This window comes from Pseudoxanthomonas sp. P4_B2 (assembly GCF_056402315.1).
This window is the reverse complement of the sequence record NZ_JBFUHQ010000008.1, coordinates 1-15,061: the sequence shown is the minus strand read 5'-3', so window position 1 is coordinate 15,061 and position 15,061 is coordinate 1. Positions and strand designations below refer to the sequence as shown.

Below are 15,061 nucleotides of genomic sequence, written 5' to 3'. Positions count from 1 at the left end.
GCGAACAAAGCGATGGTCACGGCAGCCTCAGGAGCGTTGCAGGCGTCGTTGCGCCAGGAACAAGCATATCGCCGTGAAGCCCAGCATCACCGTCACGTGCATCCACACCGGGCGGCCGCTGTCCTGGCCGACGATCTTCAGCCCCAACTGGCTCAGGTGCCAGGCCGGCCACAGCGGTGCGATCCTTTCCACCATCTCCGGCAGCATGCGCAGCGGCAGCCACAGGCCGGACAGCAGCGCCATCGGCATGTAGATCAGATTCACTACCGCCGCTGCCGCGCTGCCGTTGACCAGCGTACCGATCAACAAGCCGAGTGCGCAGAACGGCATCACCCCCAGCACGTCCACGCACAGCAGCCGTGCGACCTGCGATATGTCCAGGTCCACGCCGCCCAGAACGATGCCCAGGGTCAGCAGCATCGCGCCGATGCACACAGCGAAGATCATCGCCATGCCGACCTTGGCCAGCAGCAATGCCGAGGCCGGCACCGGCTGCACCCGCTTGAGGGTCAACAGGCCGCGCTCGCGATCCATCGCCAGGCCCACGCCGAAACCGAACAGGCCTGGGCCCATCACACCGAACACGCTGTAAGTCACCATCAGATAACTGGCGGCGCCTGCGTTGCCGCGATTGAGCAGCACGCCGAACAGCAGATAGAACATCGGTGCGAACACCAGCGTGGGCACGCTGAAGGCGGGCGCACGAAGCACGCGCAGGAATTCGAAGCGGGCTTCGCGCAGGTATAGCGCGGCCATCGCACGAGGAGAGAGAGGGACTGGAGCGAGCGCGCTCGTAGCGAGTGTGCTCATAGCGGGTATGTTCATGCGGCCTCCGCGGCGCGGGTGATTTCAAGGAAGGCGTCGGCCAAGCCGGCGCGGTGCACTTCGAGTGCGGATAGGTGCGGATCCTCGGCCAGCAAGCGTGCGACCACCGGTTCCACCGGTTCGGCCTGGATTTCCAGCAGGCCGCCCTCGCGCTGTACGCGGCGCACGCCCGGCCAGGCGGCGATGCCTTGTTCGTCCATCCGCGATTGGCAGCGGATGCGCCGTTGCAGCACGCGTTCGCGGATCTGCTCGACGCTGCCCTCGGCCAGGGTGCGACCGGCCTGCATCACCACCACGTGGTCGGCCAGCGCCTCGGCTTCCTCCAGGTAATGCGTGGTCAACAGCACCGCGCAGCCGGCGGCGGCGCGTTCGCGGATGGCCGCCCACATCTGCTGGCGAGCCTCGATGTCCAGGCCGGTGGTGGGTTCGTCCAGGAACAGCACCTGCGGACGCCCGCAGATCGCCATCGCGAACTGCACGCGACGCTGCTGTCCGCCCGACAGCTTGCCGTAACGTCGTTCCAGCAGGCCGTCCAGCCCGGCCATCGCCACGCAGTCGGCCACGCTGAGCGGTTGCGGATAGTAGCCGCGCGTCATCGCCAGCAACTCGCCGACCTTCAGCGTGTCGGGCAATTGGGTGGACTGCAGCATCACGCCAGTGCGGCGGCGCGCATCCATCGCCTGTGGGGGCTGGCCGAGCAGGCTGGCGTCGCCCTGTTCGGCGTCGCATAGCCCCAGCATCACCGACACCGCCGTGCTCTTGCCCGCGCCATTGGCGCCCAGCAGTGCGAGCACTTGGCCACTGCGCAACTGCAGGTTCATCTCGTCCAGTGCGACGACCTTGCCATAAGATTTGCGCGCAGAACGCAGCCGGGCCAGGACTACAGGAGCGGAAACTATGGAAGCAGACATGGCGACGTCTCAAATGAAAGTAACGCCATCCTCCGCCGCATACCGCCGGCGTTGCAGTGCAAGCCATCAGCCCAATCGGGTGACAGCTGTCACTGGTTCCCTGCGATGGCCGCGGGCAAGCTGGCCGCCGTCGCATCGCCACTGTTGTCAGTTCCCGCTGCAACGGAAACCGCAGAAAGTGACTTTCGGCAACTGGGCTCGGTTAACCTTGCCGGTCACACTCTCCGCCCTGCCCCGTCTGGCTACTCGATGAATACTTCCGCAGACCTGCTCAAAGAACTCCGTATCGACCGCAAGGCGCCGCCGCCGCCGCAGAAATCAGGGCGTGGGCTGTGGCTCTGGCCGGCTCTCGCCCTGGTCCTGCTGCTGCTGGCGATCGCCGGGTGGTTCGTATTCGGCCGCGAAAAGGCGATCGAAGTGCGTACCGCACCGACCGCCGCGATCGGCGCGGGCACCGCATCGGCCTCTGTGCTGGACGCCAGTGGCTACGTGGTGGCGCGGCGTATGGCGACGGTATCGGCCAAAATCACCGGCAAGGTGAAGGAAGTGATGATCGAGGAAGGCCAGCGCGTCGAGGCCGGCCAGGTGCTCGCCACCCTGGACCCCATCGACGCCAACGCCGAACGCTCTCTATACGCGGCCCAGCTGGGCGCCGCGCAAAGCCAGGTCACCGGCACGCAGGCGCAGCTGGTGGAAGCCGAAGCCAACGCCAGGCGGTTGTCGACCCTGGTCAAGCAGCAGCTGGTTTCCAAATCGCAGTACGACCAGGCCGTCGCCCAGCGCGATTCCCTGCGCGCGCAGCTGGTCACCGCCCAGCGCAACGCCAAGGTGTCCGCCGACCGCCTGACCATCGCCGACAACGGCGTGGACAACACCGTGGTGCGCGCGCCGTTCGCCGGCGTGATTACCGCCAAAGCCGCACAGCCGGGCGAGATCGTGTCGCCGCTGTCGGCCGGCGGCGGTTTCACCCGCACCGGTATCGGCACCATCGTCGATATGGATTCGCTGGAAGTGGAAGTGGAAGTAGGCGAACAATTCATCGGTCGCGTACAGCCGAAGATGCCCATCGAAGCCACCCTCAACGCCTACCAGGAGTGGAAGATCCCGGGCGAAGTGATCGCCATCATTCCGACAGCCGACCGCAGCAAGGCCACGGTGAAGGTGCGGGTGGCCTTGAACGTGAAGGATCCGCGCATCGTTCCGGACATGGGCGTGAAGGTCAGCTTCCTGGAAGCGGCCAAGCCCGCCGGCACGCAGCCGAAGAACGAAGGCGTCCGCGCGCCCAGCGCCGCCATCAGCAACCGCGACGGCAAGGACTATGCTTTCGTAGTGACCGAAGAAGACACCGTGGAACAGCGCGAACTCCGGCTGGGCCGCGAAATGGGCGACGACCGCCAAGTGCTGCAAGGCCTGTCGGCCGGCGAATCCGTGGTCCTGGACCCACCGGCGGAACTGAAGGAAGGCGTGAAGGTGAAGATGGCGGAGGAAGCGGCCGAATAAAACACGGCCGCCTCGTGATTTCTATCTCCCCAGAACGAATTAAGTAGGAATTGCTGTCGATTTTGCTGTTGCTCCATCGTCTTTTGAGTAATCCCGTGAGACGCGGCAAGCAGGTCAGGAAAAACCCGAAGGGCGGCGCACAAGGATGTGCGCCGTTTCCGGAGACACAGGATGTGTCTTCCGGAAATTCCTGGCCTGCTTGCGGACCCCACGGCTCCATCGTGGGGCGCGACGCAGGGCGGCTTTCTTTTGGTTACTTTTCTTTGCCGTTCAAAGAAAAGTGACTCGCGCAAAGCGCGAAACGCTTTTAGCTCAGATAAAGAACTGAAGAGCAACGACCAAAGCAAGATCAAAGGCACCCTCCTCAATCCTCCCCTGCGCTGTGCGCAAGGGAGGAGGCAGAAGCAGAAGCACAAGCAAACGCGGAAACAATACGAATAAACGCAAGATCAAGATGGATCCCAGCTTGCGCTGGGATGACGGCGACGGGGATATGCGCGATCAGCGCCCGGCGTTGGAACCTCAGACGAAAGCAACTTCACAAGAAGGAAAACGCACATGTCCTCACTGGTCTCCATCCGTAACCTCACCAAGAACTACCAGCGCGGCCCCGAACAGGTCCACGTCCTGCATGGCCTAGACCTGGAAATCCCGCGCGGCGACTTCGTCGCCCTGATGGGTCCCTCCGGCTCCGGCAAGACCACGCTGCTGAACCTCATCGGCGGCCTGGATACGCCCACCGGCGGCGAGATCGAGATCGAAGGCGAGCGCATCGACAGCTTCAGCGACGGACAGCTCGCGCACTGGCGCAGCCAGCACGTCGGCTTCGTGTTTCAGTTCTACAACCTGATGCCTACGCTGACGGCGCAGAAGAACGTCGAACTGCCGCTGCTGCTGACCAAGCTTGGCGGCGCGCAGCGCAAGCGCAACGCGGAGATCGCGCTGCAGCTGGTGGGATTGGCCGACCGCGGCTCGCATCGCCCCAACGAGCTCTCCGGCGGCCAGCAGCAGCGCGTGGCCATCGCCCGCGCCATCGTCTCGGATCCGACCTTCCTGATCTGCGACGAACCGACCGGCGACCTGGACCGTCATTCGGCCGAGGAAGTGCTGGGTCTGCTGCAGCTGCTGAACAAGGAACACGGCAAGACCATCATCATGGTTACCCACGACCCGAAGGCCGCCGAGTACGCGACCCACACCATCCACCTGGATAAGGGCGAACTGGCCGACACGCCGGCCGCTCACTGAGGAGGGCGCCATGAAATATTTCTCCCTCATCTGGTCCGCGCTGTTCCGCAGCAAGACGCGCACCTTCCTGACTTTGCTGTCGGTGATCGCCGCGTTTCTGCTGTTCGGCCTGCTGGACTCGGTGCGCGTCGCCTTCAATAGCGGCGGAAGCGTGGCCGGCGCCGACCGTCTGGTGGTAGCTTCGCGCTTGTCGATCACGCAGATGCTGCCTTACAGCCTGACCCCGCAGATCGCGGCCACCCCGGGCGTGAAGAAGTCGGCGTACGCGGCCTGGTTCGGCGGCATCTATCGCGATCCGAAGGATTTCTTCCCCAACTTCTCGGTCAGCGAGAACTACTTCGAGCTGTATCCGGAGTTCGTCATCAAACCCGAAGAACTCAAGGCCTGGCAAACCGAACGCACCGGAGCCATGGTCGGCGAGTCTCTGGCCAAGCGCAACGGCTGGAAGATCGGCGACACCATTCCGCTGCAGGCCACCATCTTTCCGCAGAAGGACGGAAGCAACGCCTGGCCACTGAAGATGAGCGGCACCTTCAAGCTCAACGACAGCAAGCGCAAGGGCGAAGAGAACCAGCTGGTGTTCCACTGGAAGTACTTCGACGAAGCCAACCAGTACACCAACGGCATGGTCGGCTGGTACATCGTCAAGCTGGACAACGTGGACCACGCCACACGCGTGGCCAAGGCCATCGATGCGATCTCGCAGAACTCGGACCATGAGACCAAGAGCCAGACCGAACAGGCGTTCCAGCAGTCCTTCGCCAAGCAGTTCGCCGACATCGGCCTGATCGTCACCGCGATCATGGCGGCGGTGTTCTTCACCCTGCTGCTCTTGACCGGCAACACCATGTCGCAAGCGGTGCGCGACCGCATCCCGGAACTGGCCGTGCTCAAGACGCTGGGCTTCACCAACGGCACGGTGCTCACTTTGGTGCTGGTGGAATCGGTATTGCTGATCGTGCTGGGCGGAGTGATCGGCATGGGGCTGGCGGCGGTGATCATTCCGGTGCTGAGCGCGGCCAGCGGCGGACTGCTCAACCTGCCCAACATTCCGGTCGAAACCTGGACCCTGGGCCTGTCGCTGATGCTGGCCATCGGCATCGTTGTCGGCGCGTTGCCGGCTTTGCGCGCGATGCGGCTGAAGATCGTCGACGCGCTGGCTGGACGCTAAAAGGAGAACACCATGAAGAAGAAATGGCTCTGGAATGCGCTTTCGATCCTGTTCCTGGTGATCGGCTTGGTGGTCTGGATCATCCTGCCGTGGTACGGCGTGGCCGCGGTAGCGGTGGCGCTCGGATTGTGGCTGATGCTCACCCGCACCGGCCGCCTGGCGTTGGCCGCCGCCCGTATCGGCATCGCCAGCCTGCCCCAGCGCTGGGGCGCGTCCAGCGTGATCATCGTCGGTATCGCCGGCGTGGTCGGCGTTCTGGTGGCGATGCTCGCGATGGGCGAAGGCTTCTCGGCCACGCTCCAACAGACCGGCAGCGACGACACCGCCATCATCCTGCGCGGCGGCTCGCAGGCCGAAACCAACTCGGTGATCATGCGCAACCAGGTACCGCTGATCGGCACCCTGCCCGGCATCCGCAAGGACGCAGCGGGCAAACCGATCCTTTCGCCTGAGCTGTCGCAGGTGGTCAACCTGCCTACCGCGAGTTCTGGCGAGGATGCGAATGCGCAGTTCCGCGGCGTCAGCGAGGCGGCCTGGGCGATCCGTCCGCAAATCAAGATCATCGAAGGCCGCAAGTTCAACGTCGGCGTGCGCGAGCTGGTGGTCGGACAGGGCGCGAAAGGCCAGTACCGCGGGCTGGAGATCGGCAAGCAGGTCAAGCTCGGCAATCAGTCGTGGACGGTGGTGGGCGTGTTCGCGTCCGGAGACGCGCACGATTCGGAATTGTGGACGGACATCGAGACGCTTGCGTCCGCGTACGATCGCCGCGCCTATCAATCCGTCACCGCGGGCGTGAACGGCAAGGCGGGCTTCACCGAGCTGAAGAATGCGATGGCGAGCGATCCGCGACTGAAATTGGATGTTTCGACCACGCGCGACTACTACACCAAGCAATCGACCGGCCTGACCAAGCTGATCAAGATCCTGGGCACGGTGATCGGCGGCATCATGGCGATCGGCGCGATATTCGGCGCGCTCAACACCATGTATGCGGCAGTGGCCGGTCGCGCGCGCGAGATAGCTACCATGCGCGCGATCGGCTTCCGCGGCACGCCAGTGGTGATGGCGGTGATGCTGGAAACCATGTTGTTGGCGCTGTTGGGAGGCCTATTGGGCGGCTTCATCGCCTGGGCCGTCTTCAACGGCTACAGCGTGGCCACGTTGGGTGCGAACTTCAGCCAAGTGGTATTCCAGTTCAAGGTCTCGCCGGAGCTTTTGTGGAGCGGCTTGAAGTGGGCGTTGGGCATCGGCTTGATCGGCGGATTGTTCCCGGCGCTGCGTGCGGCGCGACTGCCGGTGACGGAAGCGTTGCGCGCAACCTGACAGCTAATCTGTCTCGGAAAGCGAATCGAGAAGGCCATCGATGATGGCCTTCTCCACATCTGCCGGCGTATCGAGGTCGAACTCCATCTCGACCGCCTCCAACAAAAATATCGAGTCGGAAGGCAGGCGTTGCAGTGAGCCGCGCAGGCCGCGATCGCCCTGCAGATCGCGTGCCTCGCCAAGCACGGCCGCATTCACGACCGCGGGAACGCCGCGCGCCGAAGCATGCCGCGTCGCCGCACAGCCCGAGGACGAAGCGGCTGCGCCCGCCAGCAATCGCTGCAGGTGGATTTGTTCGAGCGCCGGTTGGTCGCAGCCTAGGATCAATGCGGAGGCGTCGTCTTCGCTGAGCGCACCGACCGCCACACGCAAACTGCTGGCTAGTCCCTCCTGCCACGCGTCGTTGGTCAGAATATCCACGCGCAGATCGGCGACCGCCTCGCGCACTTCCTCCGCATGAGCGCCGACGACCAGTAGCAGTCTTTGCGGGTGCGTCGCCATAGCCAACCGTACCGCGCGATGCACCAGCGTTTCTCCCCCACGCATCAACAACTGCTTGGGCGCGCCGAGCCGGCGGCTGCCGCCGGCTGCCAGGACGATGGCGACGTGCGGAGTCGATGGCGGATTCATTGCGGGAATCGGTAGGCCTGCAACTGCGCGGCGATACTCAAGGCGATCGCTTCGGGTCCCTGCCCGCCCAGCTTCAACCCTATCGGCGAACGCAGGCGCGGCAGCAGGGCTTCGCGTGCCGTCGCCGGCAGTACGCGGAACAGATCTTCGCGGCGCCGCATCGGACCGAGCAAACCGACGAAGGGAAGTTCGCCGGCAGCGAGCGCGTACAACGCCTCGCGATCCATTTCGAAGTTGTGGTTCATCACCAGCGCGGCATCGAAGGTTTGCCCGGGCGTCGACGCCACCGCTTCCGGTGAAGCTTCGATCAGCGCATCAGCATGATGGGCTTCGGCCAGCCAGCGCGCGCGGCGCTCCACCAGCGTGGTCATCCAGCCCAGGCTGCGCAATAACGGCAGCAAGGTCGGCGTTTCGGGGCCTGCGCCGAACACGAGCACGGCAGGCGGCGCGGAAACCGTCAGGTTCCATCTTGCTGCTGACGCATGGAACTCTTCCGAATGCGCAGCGTCCATCCGCCATTGCTGTTTCAGCTCGCCGACTTCGGCTGAGATTTCTCCCTCCGAAGAAACCGAAAGCCGCAACGTTCCCTGCCCCTGTCGCCAGGCTTCCACCAACACAGGCCAGCCGCGCAACGCAGCCAGCGGCAACAGCGCCAGACGCAGGCGGCCGCGGCAGCCGAGCGCAGAGCCGCCGATCAGGTCCTCGTCGTCGCGGGTATCGATGTCCATCCATTCGATGCGCGAATGCGCCACCGCGTCGTGTGCGCGCTTTTCGATTTCGGGCTCCAGGCAACCGCCGCTCAACCACCCCACCTGTCCTTCACGCGCTCCGAACAATGCCATCGCGCCGGGACTGACATAGGTCGAACCTTCGGTCTCGACCACGACTGCCAGCGCGGCGGAATCCCCGCGTTGGTGCGCGGCGGCGGAGGTTTCAAGAATGCGACGATAGCTGCTCATAGGCATTAGACGATGGACTAAGCCGGACACAGTTGGCAACCCGTAACGGCGGTAGTAAGGTGAGCGGCACCCCAGCTGCCGCCAGGGAACTCTCCATGAAATTGAACGTCAACGGCACCGAACGCGAAGTCGATGCGCCGGCCGACATGCCCTTGCTGTGGGTCCTGCGCGACCTGATGGGACTCACCGGCACCAAGTTCGGCTGCGGCATCGCCCAATGCGGCGCCTGCACCGTACATATCGATGGCGCGCCATTGCGTTCCTGCATCACGCCGGTCGCGGCGGTCGCAGGAAAGAAGATCACCACCATCGAAGGACTTTCCGCCGACGGACAGCATCCGGTGCAACAGGCATGGGCGGAACTGGACGTGGTGCAGTGCGGCTATTGCCAGTCCGGACAGATCATGTCCGCGGTGGCCTTGCTGGCGAAGATTCCTACGCCCACCGATACCGATATCGACCAGGCCTTGTCCGGCAACATCTGCCGCTGCGGCACCTATCCGCGCATCCGCGCGGCGGTGCATCGCGCGGCTGAGATAGACAAGGGCTGATTTATAGAGCCCCTCTCCCATCGGGAGAGGGGTGAGGGTACGGCGAAGTCGCTAACGTCCGAAACATCATGGGACTCCGCTGCACCCTCATCCGATGCCTCGCGCCACCTTCTCCCGAAGGGAGAAGGGAACAGTAACGGAGACTCACCGTGAACGCAGAATCCAGCAATTCGCGCCGTCAGTTCCTGAAAACCAGCGCCCTGCTCGGCGGCGGCCTGGTGATCGGTTTCGTCATCCCCGGCGCCAAACGCCTGGCCCTTGCGCAACCAGCGGCCGCCGCGGCGATCGCCAGCTTCGTACCCAACGCCTTCTTACGTATCGGCAACGACGACAGCGTGACCGTGCTGCTGTCGCATTCGGAAATGGGCCAGGGCGTGTGGACCGCGTTGCCGATGCTGATCGCCGAAGAACTGGATGCGGACTGGTCGAAGATCAAGGTGGAGCACGCGCCGGCGGCGCCGGCGTATTTCAGTCCGGTATTCGGCATGCAGGGCACCGGCGGCTCGACCAGCACCTGGTCCGAATTCGATCGTTACCGGCAAGCGGGCGCTGCGGCGCGCGCCATGCTGGTGCAGGCCGCGTCCGCGCACTTCAAGGTGCCGGCAGCGGAAATCCGCACCGAAAACGGCGAAGCCATCGCTGGCACGCAGCGCGTGCGTTATGGCGCGCTCGCCGACGCCGCCGGCAAGTTGAAAGCGCCGGATGCGGCCGCGATCACGCTCAAGGATCCCAAGGACTGGAAGATTATCGGCAAACCGACCAAGCGCTTGGACTCGCCGGAGAAGATCACCGGCCGCGCGCAGTTCGGCATGGACGTGCAGTTCGAGGGGCTGCTGACCGCCGTTGTCGCGCATTCGCCGGTATTCGGCGGCAAGGTCAAGTCGTTCGATGCGGCCGCAGCCAAGGCAGTGGCCGGCGTGCGCAACGTGGTGCAGATTCCGACTGGCGTGGCGGTGATCGCCGACCATTACTGGGCGGCGAAACTGGGACGCGATGCGCTGAAGGTCGAATGGGATTTGGGGCCGAACGCAGCGCTGGACAGCAAGGCGCTGCGCGCGCAGTTCGCCGAACTCGCAAGCACGCCGGGGCTGCCTGCCGCGCAGGCCGGCGATGTCCTGGCCACGCTGCCCAAGGCGGCCAAGACGGTGGAGGCCGAATACGCCCTTCCGTATTTGGCGCATGCGCCGATGGAACCGCTGAACTGCACGGTCATGATCTCTCCGGACAAGTGCGAGATCTGGATGGGCACTCAGTTCCAGACCCTGGAACAGAAAACCGCGGCGGAAATCACCGGACTCAAACCCGAACAGGTCTTCGTCCACACCACTTTTCTGGGCGGTGGTTTCGGCCGTCGCGCCAATCCCTCGCCCGACATCGCGTTCGAAGCCGTGCACATCGCCAAGGCCGCCAACGCGCCGGTGAAAACCGTATGGAGCCGCGAGGACGACATGCGCGGAGGGTTCTACCGCCCTGCGTTCGTGCACAAAGCGAAAGTGGGTCTGGATGCGGACGGCAAGCCGATGGCGTGGCAGCACGTGATCGCCGGCCAATCGATCATCGCCGGTACGTTCTTCGAACCGATGATGGTCAAGAACGGCATCGATGCAACGTCGACCGAGGGCGTCGCCGATTCTCCCTACCTTAAGGACGTCCCCGACCATCGCGTCGGCCTGCATTCGCCCAGACCCGGCATTCCGGTGCTGTGGTGGCGTTCGGTCGGACATAGCCACACCGCCTTCGCCATGGAAAGCCTGGTCGACGAACTGGCCCACGCGGCCGGCAAGGATCCGGTGGAATACCGGCGCGGCCTGCTCGCCAATCACGCACGGCACCTGGGCGTGCTGAACCTGGCCGCCGAAAAAGCCGGCTGGGGCAGTCCCCTGGAAAAAGGCCGCGGGCGTGGCGTGGCGGTGCACGAATCCTTCGGCAGCTTCATCGCGCAGGTGGCGGAAGTGTCGGTCGAGCCCACGTCTGATGGAAGCAGCGCGATCCGCGTGCACCGAGTGGTCTGCGCAGTCGACTGCGGCATCGCGGTGAACCCGGCCGGCATCGCCGCGCAAATAGAATCGGGCATCGCCTTCGGCCTGGGCGCGGCGCTGCACAGCCACATCACCTTCAAGGAGGGCCGCGTGCAGGAATCCAACTACCACGACTACCGGGTGCTGCGCATGAGCGAGATGCCGGCGGTCGAAGTGCATATCGTGCCGAGCACGGAAAAGTCCGGCGGCGTCGGCGAACCCGGCACCGCTCCGATCGCGCCGGCGGTGGCCAACGCGCTGTTCGCCTTGAACGGACAACGCCTGCGCGAACTTCCCTTCCAGCTTGCAGCGCAGACGCCGGCCGCGCCGGCGAAGGCGTGAGGAGACGACGATGCCTGTCCTGAGCCGCGTCGAAGGGCGCCTTCTATTCGCAAGCCCCCTGTTCGCCAGCCTCTTCCTGCTTGCGCTGACCGCTTGCGGCCCGCGCGTCAGTCCGGAACAGAAGGCCAAGGCCGTCGAGGCCTTCGCCACGGTCGAGAAAGTGTTCCAGCATCCACGCTGCAGTAACTGCCACATCCCCGGCGACCAGCCGTTGCAGTTCGACGCACAGACGCCGCACCAGATGGGCGTGGTGCGCGGTCCCGAAGGAAAGGGTGCGTTAGGCCTGCCCTGCGCCACCTGCCATGCCGAAGCCAATCCACCGGCCAGCTACGGACCGCATGCGCCTCCGGGCGCACCGCATTGGGCGCTGCCGCCGCCGGAACACAAGATGGCGTGGATCGGACTGCCCGCCGCACAGTTGTGCGCGATGATCAAGGACAAGAAGAGCAACGGCGACCGCGATTTCGCCGCACTGCTCAAGCATGTGGGCGAAGACAAGCTGGTGCTGTGGGGTTGGAATCCGGGTGCAGGCCGCGCGCCGGTGCCGGTGCCGCACGACCAGTTCGTCGCCGCCTTCAAACTGTGGGCCGATGCGGGCGGGCCCTGCCCGGGCGACGCCTAGCTTTCGGTAGCGACGATCGGCACGAGCCTGCGCGAGCGCCAGACGCCGTCGACGGCGAAAATCGCCAGCCCGATCCAGATGAAGACGAAACCGATCGCGCGATCGCGGTCGAAGATCTCGCCGAACACCAGCACGCCGATCAACAACTGCAAAGTCGGCGCGAGATACTGCATGAAACCCACGACGCTGTAGGGAATGCGTCGCACCGCATAGGAAAAGCCGATCAACGGCAACGCGGTCAGCACGCCGCCGAATACCAGCAGCGCGTCTGTCTGCCAGCTCCAACTGCCGACGAATCCACCGCTGCCGTGGCTCTCGAGCCAGACCAGCGCCGCGACCGCCGGCAGGAACAGGTACAGGCTTTCGATGGCCAGGCCGGGAATGGAATCCACCACCGCCAGTTTGCGAATGAAACCGTAGAACCCGAACGAAGCCGCCAGCGACAGTGCGATCCACGGGAAGCTGCCGTAGTTGAAGGTCAGCCACAGCACGCCGGCGGCAGCGACCGCTACCGATACCCACTGGGCCGCGGTCAGGCGTTCGCGCAACAGCAGCACGCCCAGCAGCACGTTGAGCAGCGGATTGATGAAATAGCCCAGGCTGGTTTCCACCACATGGCCGGCGTTGACGGCCCAGATGTAGAGCCCCCAGTTGAAGGCGATCAGCAGGCCGCTCAGAGCCAGCATCCAGGGCACACGCGGCCGTGCCATAGCCGTGCGCAACCATCGCAGGCCTTGGGTGAGGCATAAGCCAGCGACGACCAGCAGGGCGCTCCACACGATTCGGTGCATCACGATCTGCATCGAAGGCACGTTCTTGAGCAGATGCCAATACAACGGCATCAATCCCCAGATCACGAACGATCCGGCGGCGGCCCAAAGACCGCGACGGTCGATGGCCGCTGCGGTCATTCCGCCTGCTCCGGACTGGTTTTGAGAGCGGCCGGCTTGGAGGTGCTCGGGCTGCGCCCCTTACCCAACGTGATGGCGACCACGCCCAGCAGAATCACCGCCATCGCACCCAGGTCGTGAGCGGTGAACTGCTCCGCGGCCAGCCATGCGCCCAGCATCACCGCGATCACCGGGTTGATGTAAGCGTAGCTGCCGGCGAGCGTGGGACGCACGTGGTGCAGCAGCCACACATAGGCGGTGAAACCGATGATCGAACCGAAGGTCATCAGGTAGACGACGGACAACGTGCCTTTCAGCGTCGGCATGCCGTGGAAACTTTCGCCGGTGACGAAACCGGCGAGCAACATCATCAGGCCGCCGGTCAGCATCTGTCCGGCAGCGGACATGAAAGGCGAAGGCAGATCGCGGCCCTTGCTCCAGATCGAGCCGAAGGCCCAGGCGATCGGTGCGATCAGCAGCGCCACCAGGCCCGCGGGCGTGGCCGACAGCGTGCTACCCGCGTTGAGCCAGAGCACGCCGATGAAACCGATCCCGATGCCGATCCACTCCAACCCGCTAGGGCGTTGCCCGCGGGCCAGCGAAAACAGGCCCATCCACAGCGGTGTGGACGCGATGGCAACCGCGGCCAGGCCCGACGACACCCATTGCTCGGCGATGCTGACCATGCCGTTGCCCAGACCCATCATCAGCAAACCCATCAACGCCATGTTCTTCCACTGCGCGCGCGTCGGCGCGCGTTCGCCACGCAGGCGCAGCACGGCGAACATCATCGCTCCCGCCAGCAGGAAGCGGCCGCCCGCCATCAGCAGCGGCGGATAGCCGCCTTCCAGCGCGAAACGGATGCCCAGATAGGTGGAGCCCCAGATCAGGTAGACGGCAGCCAGGGCAACGGCAATGGCCAAACCGCGCGCCGGAGCCGGCGTGTTGGAAACGGAGGAGTTCATGGGGGATAACCGACAGTCAAGGAGCCATTGTAATCCCGCGTCCCGGTCAGCTGCAGTCAGGCCGGGTTGAAAGCTTTGGCATGCAGTGTTGCGTCTGGCTCAAGCCTGCAGCGCGCCTTTGTAGGAGCGACGCGAGTCGCGAAGGCGTGAAGGTTTCAGAGCTTCGCGACGCGCGTCGCTCCTACAGACAAGAGCCGGCTGCATGCATTCACGCGGCGCGCTCGCGTTCCAGCAATGCCTGTTTCAACGGCAGGCCCCAGCGATACCCACCCAAGGAACCGTCGCCACGGATGACGCGATGGCACGGCACTACCACCGCGATGCGGTTATTGGCGCAGGCACTGGCCACCGCGCGCGTCGCCTTGGGCGAACCCAGCGCGTCGGCAAGTTCGGCGTAACTGCGGGTCTGGCCGGAAGGAATTTTCATCAACGCATCCCAGACGCGCTTTTGGAAGGCGGTGCCCATCAGATCCACGGGCACGTCGCTGCTGCGGCCCGCCAAGCGCTCGGCCACCGCCCGCAAACGCGGAGCAAGGAAGTCGTCGCTGCCCGCGTCCACACGCTCGATCCTTGCCTGCGGGAATTCCTCGCGCAGGCGCTTTTCCAGGACTTGCGCATCGTCGCCCAGCTCCACCGCGCAGATGCCGCGTTCGGTGGCCGCGACCAAAGCGCTGCCCAGCACGGTGTCTACCAGCGCCCAGCGGATTTCCATTCCCGCACCGCCCGCGCGGTAGGTAGCGGGCGTCATGCCGAGCTTGACCGCGCCCTGTTCGTACACGCGCGAAGGCGATCCGTAGCCGGCGTCGTAAAGCGCGGCGCTGACGTCGTTGCCGGCACGCAAGCCGGATTTCAGTGCGCCGAGTTTTTTCTGCGCAAGGTATTCGGCGGGGCTGATGCCGTAGCGGGCCTGGAACTTGCGCTGCAGGTGCGAAGCGCTGAGTCCGACCGCCGCCGCCAATTCGTTCAACGTAGGTTCGCCGCCGTCCAGCAGGACGCGGGCGCGTTCGAGTTTTTCGTCGTTAGTATCCATGGCCCACAGCGTAGCGGGCGCACTGGGCGCCCGCTATCCGATTCTTGCTGTCGTTTCCTTCTCCCCCTGGGAGAAG

General features: G+C 64.7%; 14 protein-coding genes. 7 read left to right on the top strand and 7 right to left on the bottom strand.

The genetic code is table 11. The features are described 5' to 3' along the window. Positions 1 to 27: 27 nt before the first annotated feature. Both AC1DTQ_RS16995 and AC1DTQ_RS16990 read right to left on the bottom strand, forming a co-directional pair. Positions 28 to 810, bottom strand: a complete 783-nt coding sequence (locus tag AC1DTQ_RS16995; RefSeq protein ID WP_477851236.1) for an ABC transporter permease — start codon at positions 808 to 810, stop codon at positions 28 to 30. 11 nt (positions 811 to 821) lie between these two features. Then, on the bottom strand, positions 822 to 1,736 hold the full coding sequence (locus AC1DTQ_RS16990) for an ABC transporter ATP-binding protein (RefSeq protein WP_477851096.1): 915 nt from the start codon (positions 1,734 to 1,736) through the stop codon (positions 822 to 824). 249 nt (positions 1,737 to 1,985) lie between these two features. Here AC1DTQ_RS16990 and AC1DTQ_RS16985 point away from each other — a divergent pair, with 249 nt between their 5' ends. The 4 genes from AC1DTQ_RS16985 (at position 1,986) to AC1DTQ_RS16970 (ending at position 6,978) form a co-directional block, all read left to right on the top strand. After that, complete coding sequence (locus AC1DTQ_RS16985; protein WP_477851095.1) at positions 1,986 to 3,236, top strand: efflux RND transporter periplasmic adaptor subunit; 1,251 nt, start codon at positions 1,986 to 1,988, stop codon at positions 3,234 to 3,236. A 558-nt stretch (positions 3,237 to 3,794) separates the two neighbouring features. Next, positions 3,795 to 4,484: an ABC transporter ATP-binding protein gene (locus AC1DTQ_RS16980; RefSeq protein WP_310091857.1), complete on the top strand. Its 690-nt coding sequence runs from the start codon at positions 3,795 to 3,797 to the stop codon at positions 4,482 to 4,484. A 10-nt stretch (positions 4,485 to 4,494) separates the two neighbouring features. Further along, entirely contained in the window at positions 4,495 to 5,655 is a 1,161-nt protein-coding gene (locus tag AC1DTQ_RS16975; RefSeq protein WP_477851093.1) for an ABC transporter permease, read from the top strand. A gap of 12 nt (positions 5,656 to 5,667) precedes the next feature. Next, on the top strand, positions 5,668 to 6,978 hold the full coding sequence (locus AC1DTQ_RS16970) for an ABC transporter permease (RefSeq protein WP_477851092.1): 1,311 nt from the start codon (positions 5,668 to 5,670) through the stop codon (positions 6,976 to 6,978). 3 nt (positions 6,979 to 6,981) lie between these two features. Here AC1DTQ_RS16970 and AC1DTQ_RS16965 read toward each other — a convergent pair whose 3' ends face one another. Both AC1DTQ_RS16965 and AC1DTQ_RS16960 read right to left on the bottom strand, forming a co-directional pair. After that, positions 6,982 to 7,608, bottom strand: coding sequence for a nucleotidyltransferase family protein (locus tag AC1DTQ_RS16965; protein ID WP_477851091.1), 627 nt, complete (start codon positions 7,606 to 7,608; stop codon positions 6,982 to 6,984). Then, on the bottom strand, positions 7,605 to 8,567 hold the full coding sequence (locus AC1DTQ_RS16960; RefSeq protein ID WP_477851089.1) for an XdhC family protein: 963 nt from the start codon (positions 8,565 to 8,567) through the stop codon (positions 7,605 to 7,607). Before AC1DTQ_RS16960 ends, AC1DTQ_RS16965 begins: the two co-directional genes overlap by 4 nt. Before the next feature lie 95 nt (positions 8,568 to 8,662). Here AC1DTQ_RS16960 and AC1DTQ_RS16955 point away from each other — a divergent pair, with 95 nt between their 5' ends. The 3 genes from AC1DTQ_RS16955 (at position 8,663) to AC1DTQ_RS16945 (ending at position 12,100) form a co-directional block, all read left to right on the top strand. Then, positions 8,663 to 9,118: a (2Fe-2S)-binding protein gene (locus tag AC1DTQ_RS16955; protein ID WP_477851087.1), complete on the top strand. Its 456-nt coding sequence runs from the start codon at positions 8,663 to 8,665 to the stop codon at positions 9,116 to 9,118. Between the two features lie 149 nt (positions 9,119 to 9,267). Further along, positions 9,268 to 11,478, top strand: a complete 2,211-nt coding sequence (locus tag AC1DTQ_RS16950) for a xanthine dehydrogenase family protein molybdopterin-binding subunit (protein WP_477851085.1) — start codon at positions 9,268 to 9,270, stop codon at positions 11,476 to 11,478. Between the two features lie 10 nt (positions 11,479 to 11,488). After that, positions 11,489 to 12,100, top strand: a complete 612-nt coding sequence (locus AC1DTQ_RS16945; RefSeq protein ID WP_477851084.1) for a hypothetical protein — start codon at positions 11,489 to 11,491, stop codon at positions 12,098 to 12,100. Here AC1DTQ_RS16945 and rarD read toward each other — a convergent pair. The 3 genes from rarD to AC1DTQ_RS16930 all read right to left on the bottom strand — a co-directional run bounded on the left by rarD (position 12,097) and on the right by AC1DTQ_RS16930 (position 14,985). After that, positions 12,097 to 13,011, bottom strand: coding sequence for an EamA family transporter RarD (gene rarD / locus AC1DTQ_RS16940; RefSeq protein WP_477851083.1), 915 nt, complete (start codon positions 13,009 to 13,011; stop codon positions 12,097 to 12,099). The genes AC1DTQ_RS16945 and rarD overlap by 4 nt on opposite strands. Further along, positions 13,008 to 13,955: a drug/metabolite exporter YedA gene (gene yedA / locus AC1DTQ_RS16935; protein ID WP_477851082.1), complete on the bottom strand. Its 948-nt coding sequence runs from the start codon at positions 13,953 to 13,955 to the stop codon at positions 13,008 to 13,010. Before yedA ends, rarD begins: the two co-directional genes overlap by 4 nt. A 208-nt stretch (positions 13,956 to 14,163) precedes the next feature. Further along, entirely contained in the window at positions 14,164 to 14,985 is an 822-nt protein-coding gene (locus AC1DTQ_RS16930; protein ID WP_477851080.1) for a bifunctional transcriptional activator/DNA repair enzyme AdaA, read from the bottom strand. Between the last annotated feature and the right edge of the window lie 76 nt (positions 14,986 to 15,061).

Bases quoted from the DNA above. Each gene is read 5' to 3' on its own strand.
- AC1DTQ_RS16995 (WP_477851236.1), bottom strand. From the start codon at position 810: ATGAGCACACTCGCTACGAGCGCGCTCGCTCCAGTCCCTCTCTCTCCT.
- AC1DTQ_RS16990 (WP_477851096.1), bottom strand. From the start codon at position 1,736: ATGTCTGCTTCCATAGTTTCCGCTCCTGTAGTCCTGGCCCGGCTGCGT.
- AC1DTQ_RS16985 (WP_477851095.1), top strand. From the start codon at position 1,986: ATGAATACTTCCGCAGACCTGCTCAAAGAACTCCGTATCGACCGCAAG.
- AC1DTQ_RS16980 (WP_310091857.1), top strand. From the start codon at position 3,795: ATGTCCTCACTGGTCTCCATCCGTAACCTCACCAAGAACTACCAGCGC.
- AC1DTQ_RS16975 (WP_477851093.1), top strand. From the start codon at position 4,495: ATGAAATATTTCTCCCTCATCTGGTCCGCGCTGTTCCGCAGCAAGACG.
- AC1DTQ_RS16970 (WP_477851092.1), top strand. From the start codon at position 5,668: ATGAAGAAGAAATGGCTCTGGAATGCGCTTTCGATCCTGTTCCTGGTG.
- AC1DTQ_RS16965 (WP_477851091.1), bottom strand. From the start codon at position 7,608: ATGAATCCGCCATCGACTCCGCACGTCGCCATCGTCCTGGCAGCCGGC.
- AC1DTQ_RS16960 (WP_477851089.1), bottom strand. From the start codon at position 8,567: ATGAGCAGCTATCGTCGCATTCTTGAAACCTCCGCCGCCGCGCACCAA.
- AC1DTQ_RS16955 (WP_477851087.1), top strand. From the start codon at position 8,663: ATGAAATTGAACGTCAACGGCACCGAACGCGAAGTCGATGCGCCGGCC.
- AC1DTQ_RS16945 (WP_477851084.1), top strand. From the start codon at position 11,489: ATGCCTGTCCTGAGCCGCGTCGAAGGGCGCCTTCTATTCGCAAGCCCC.
- rarD (WP_477851083.1), bottom strand. From the start codon at position 13,011: ATGACCGCAGCGGCCATCGACCGTCGCGGTCTTTGGGCCGCCGCCGGA.
- yedA (WP_477851082.1), bottom strand. From the start codon at position 13,955: ATGAACTCCTCCGTTTCCAACACGCCGGCTCCGGCGCGCGGTTTGGCC.
- AC1DTQ_RS16930 (WP_477851080.1), bottom strand. From the start codon at position 14,985: ATGGATACTAACGACGAAAAACTCGAACGCGCCCGCGTCCTGCTGGAC.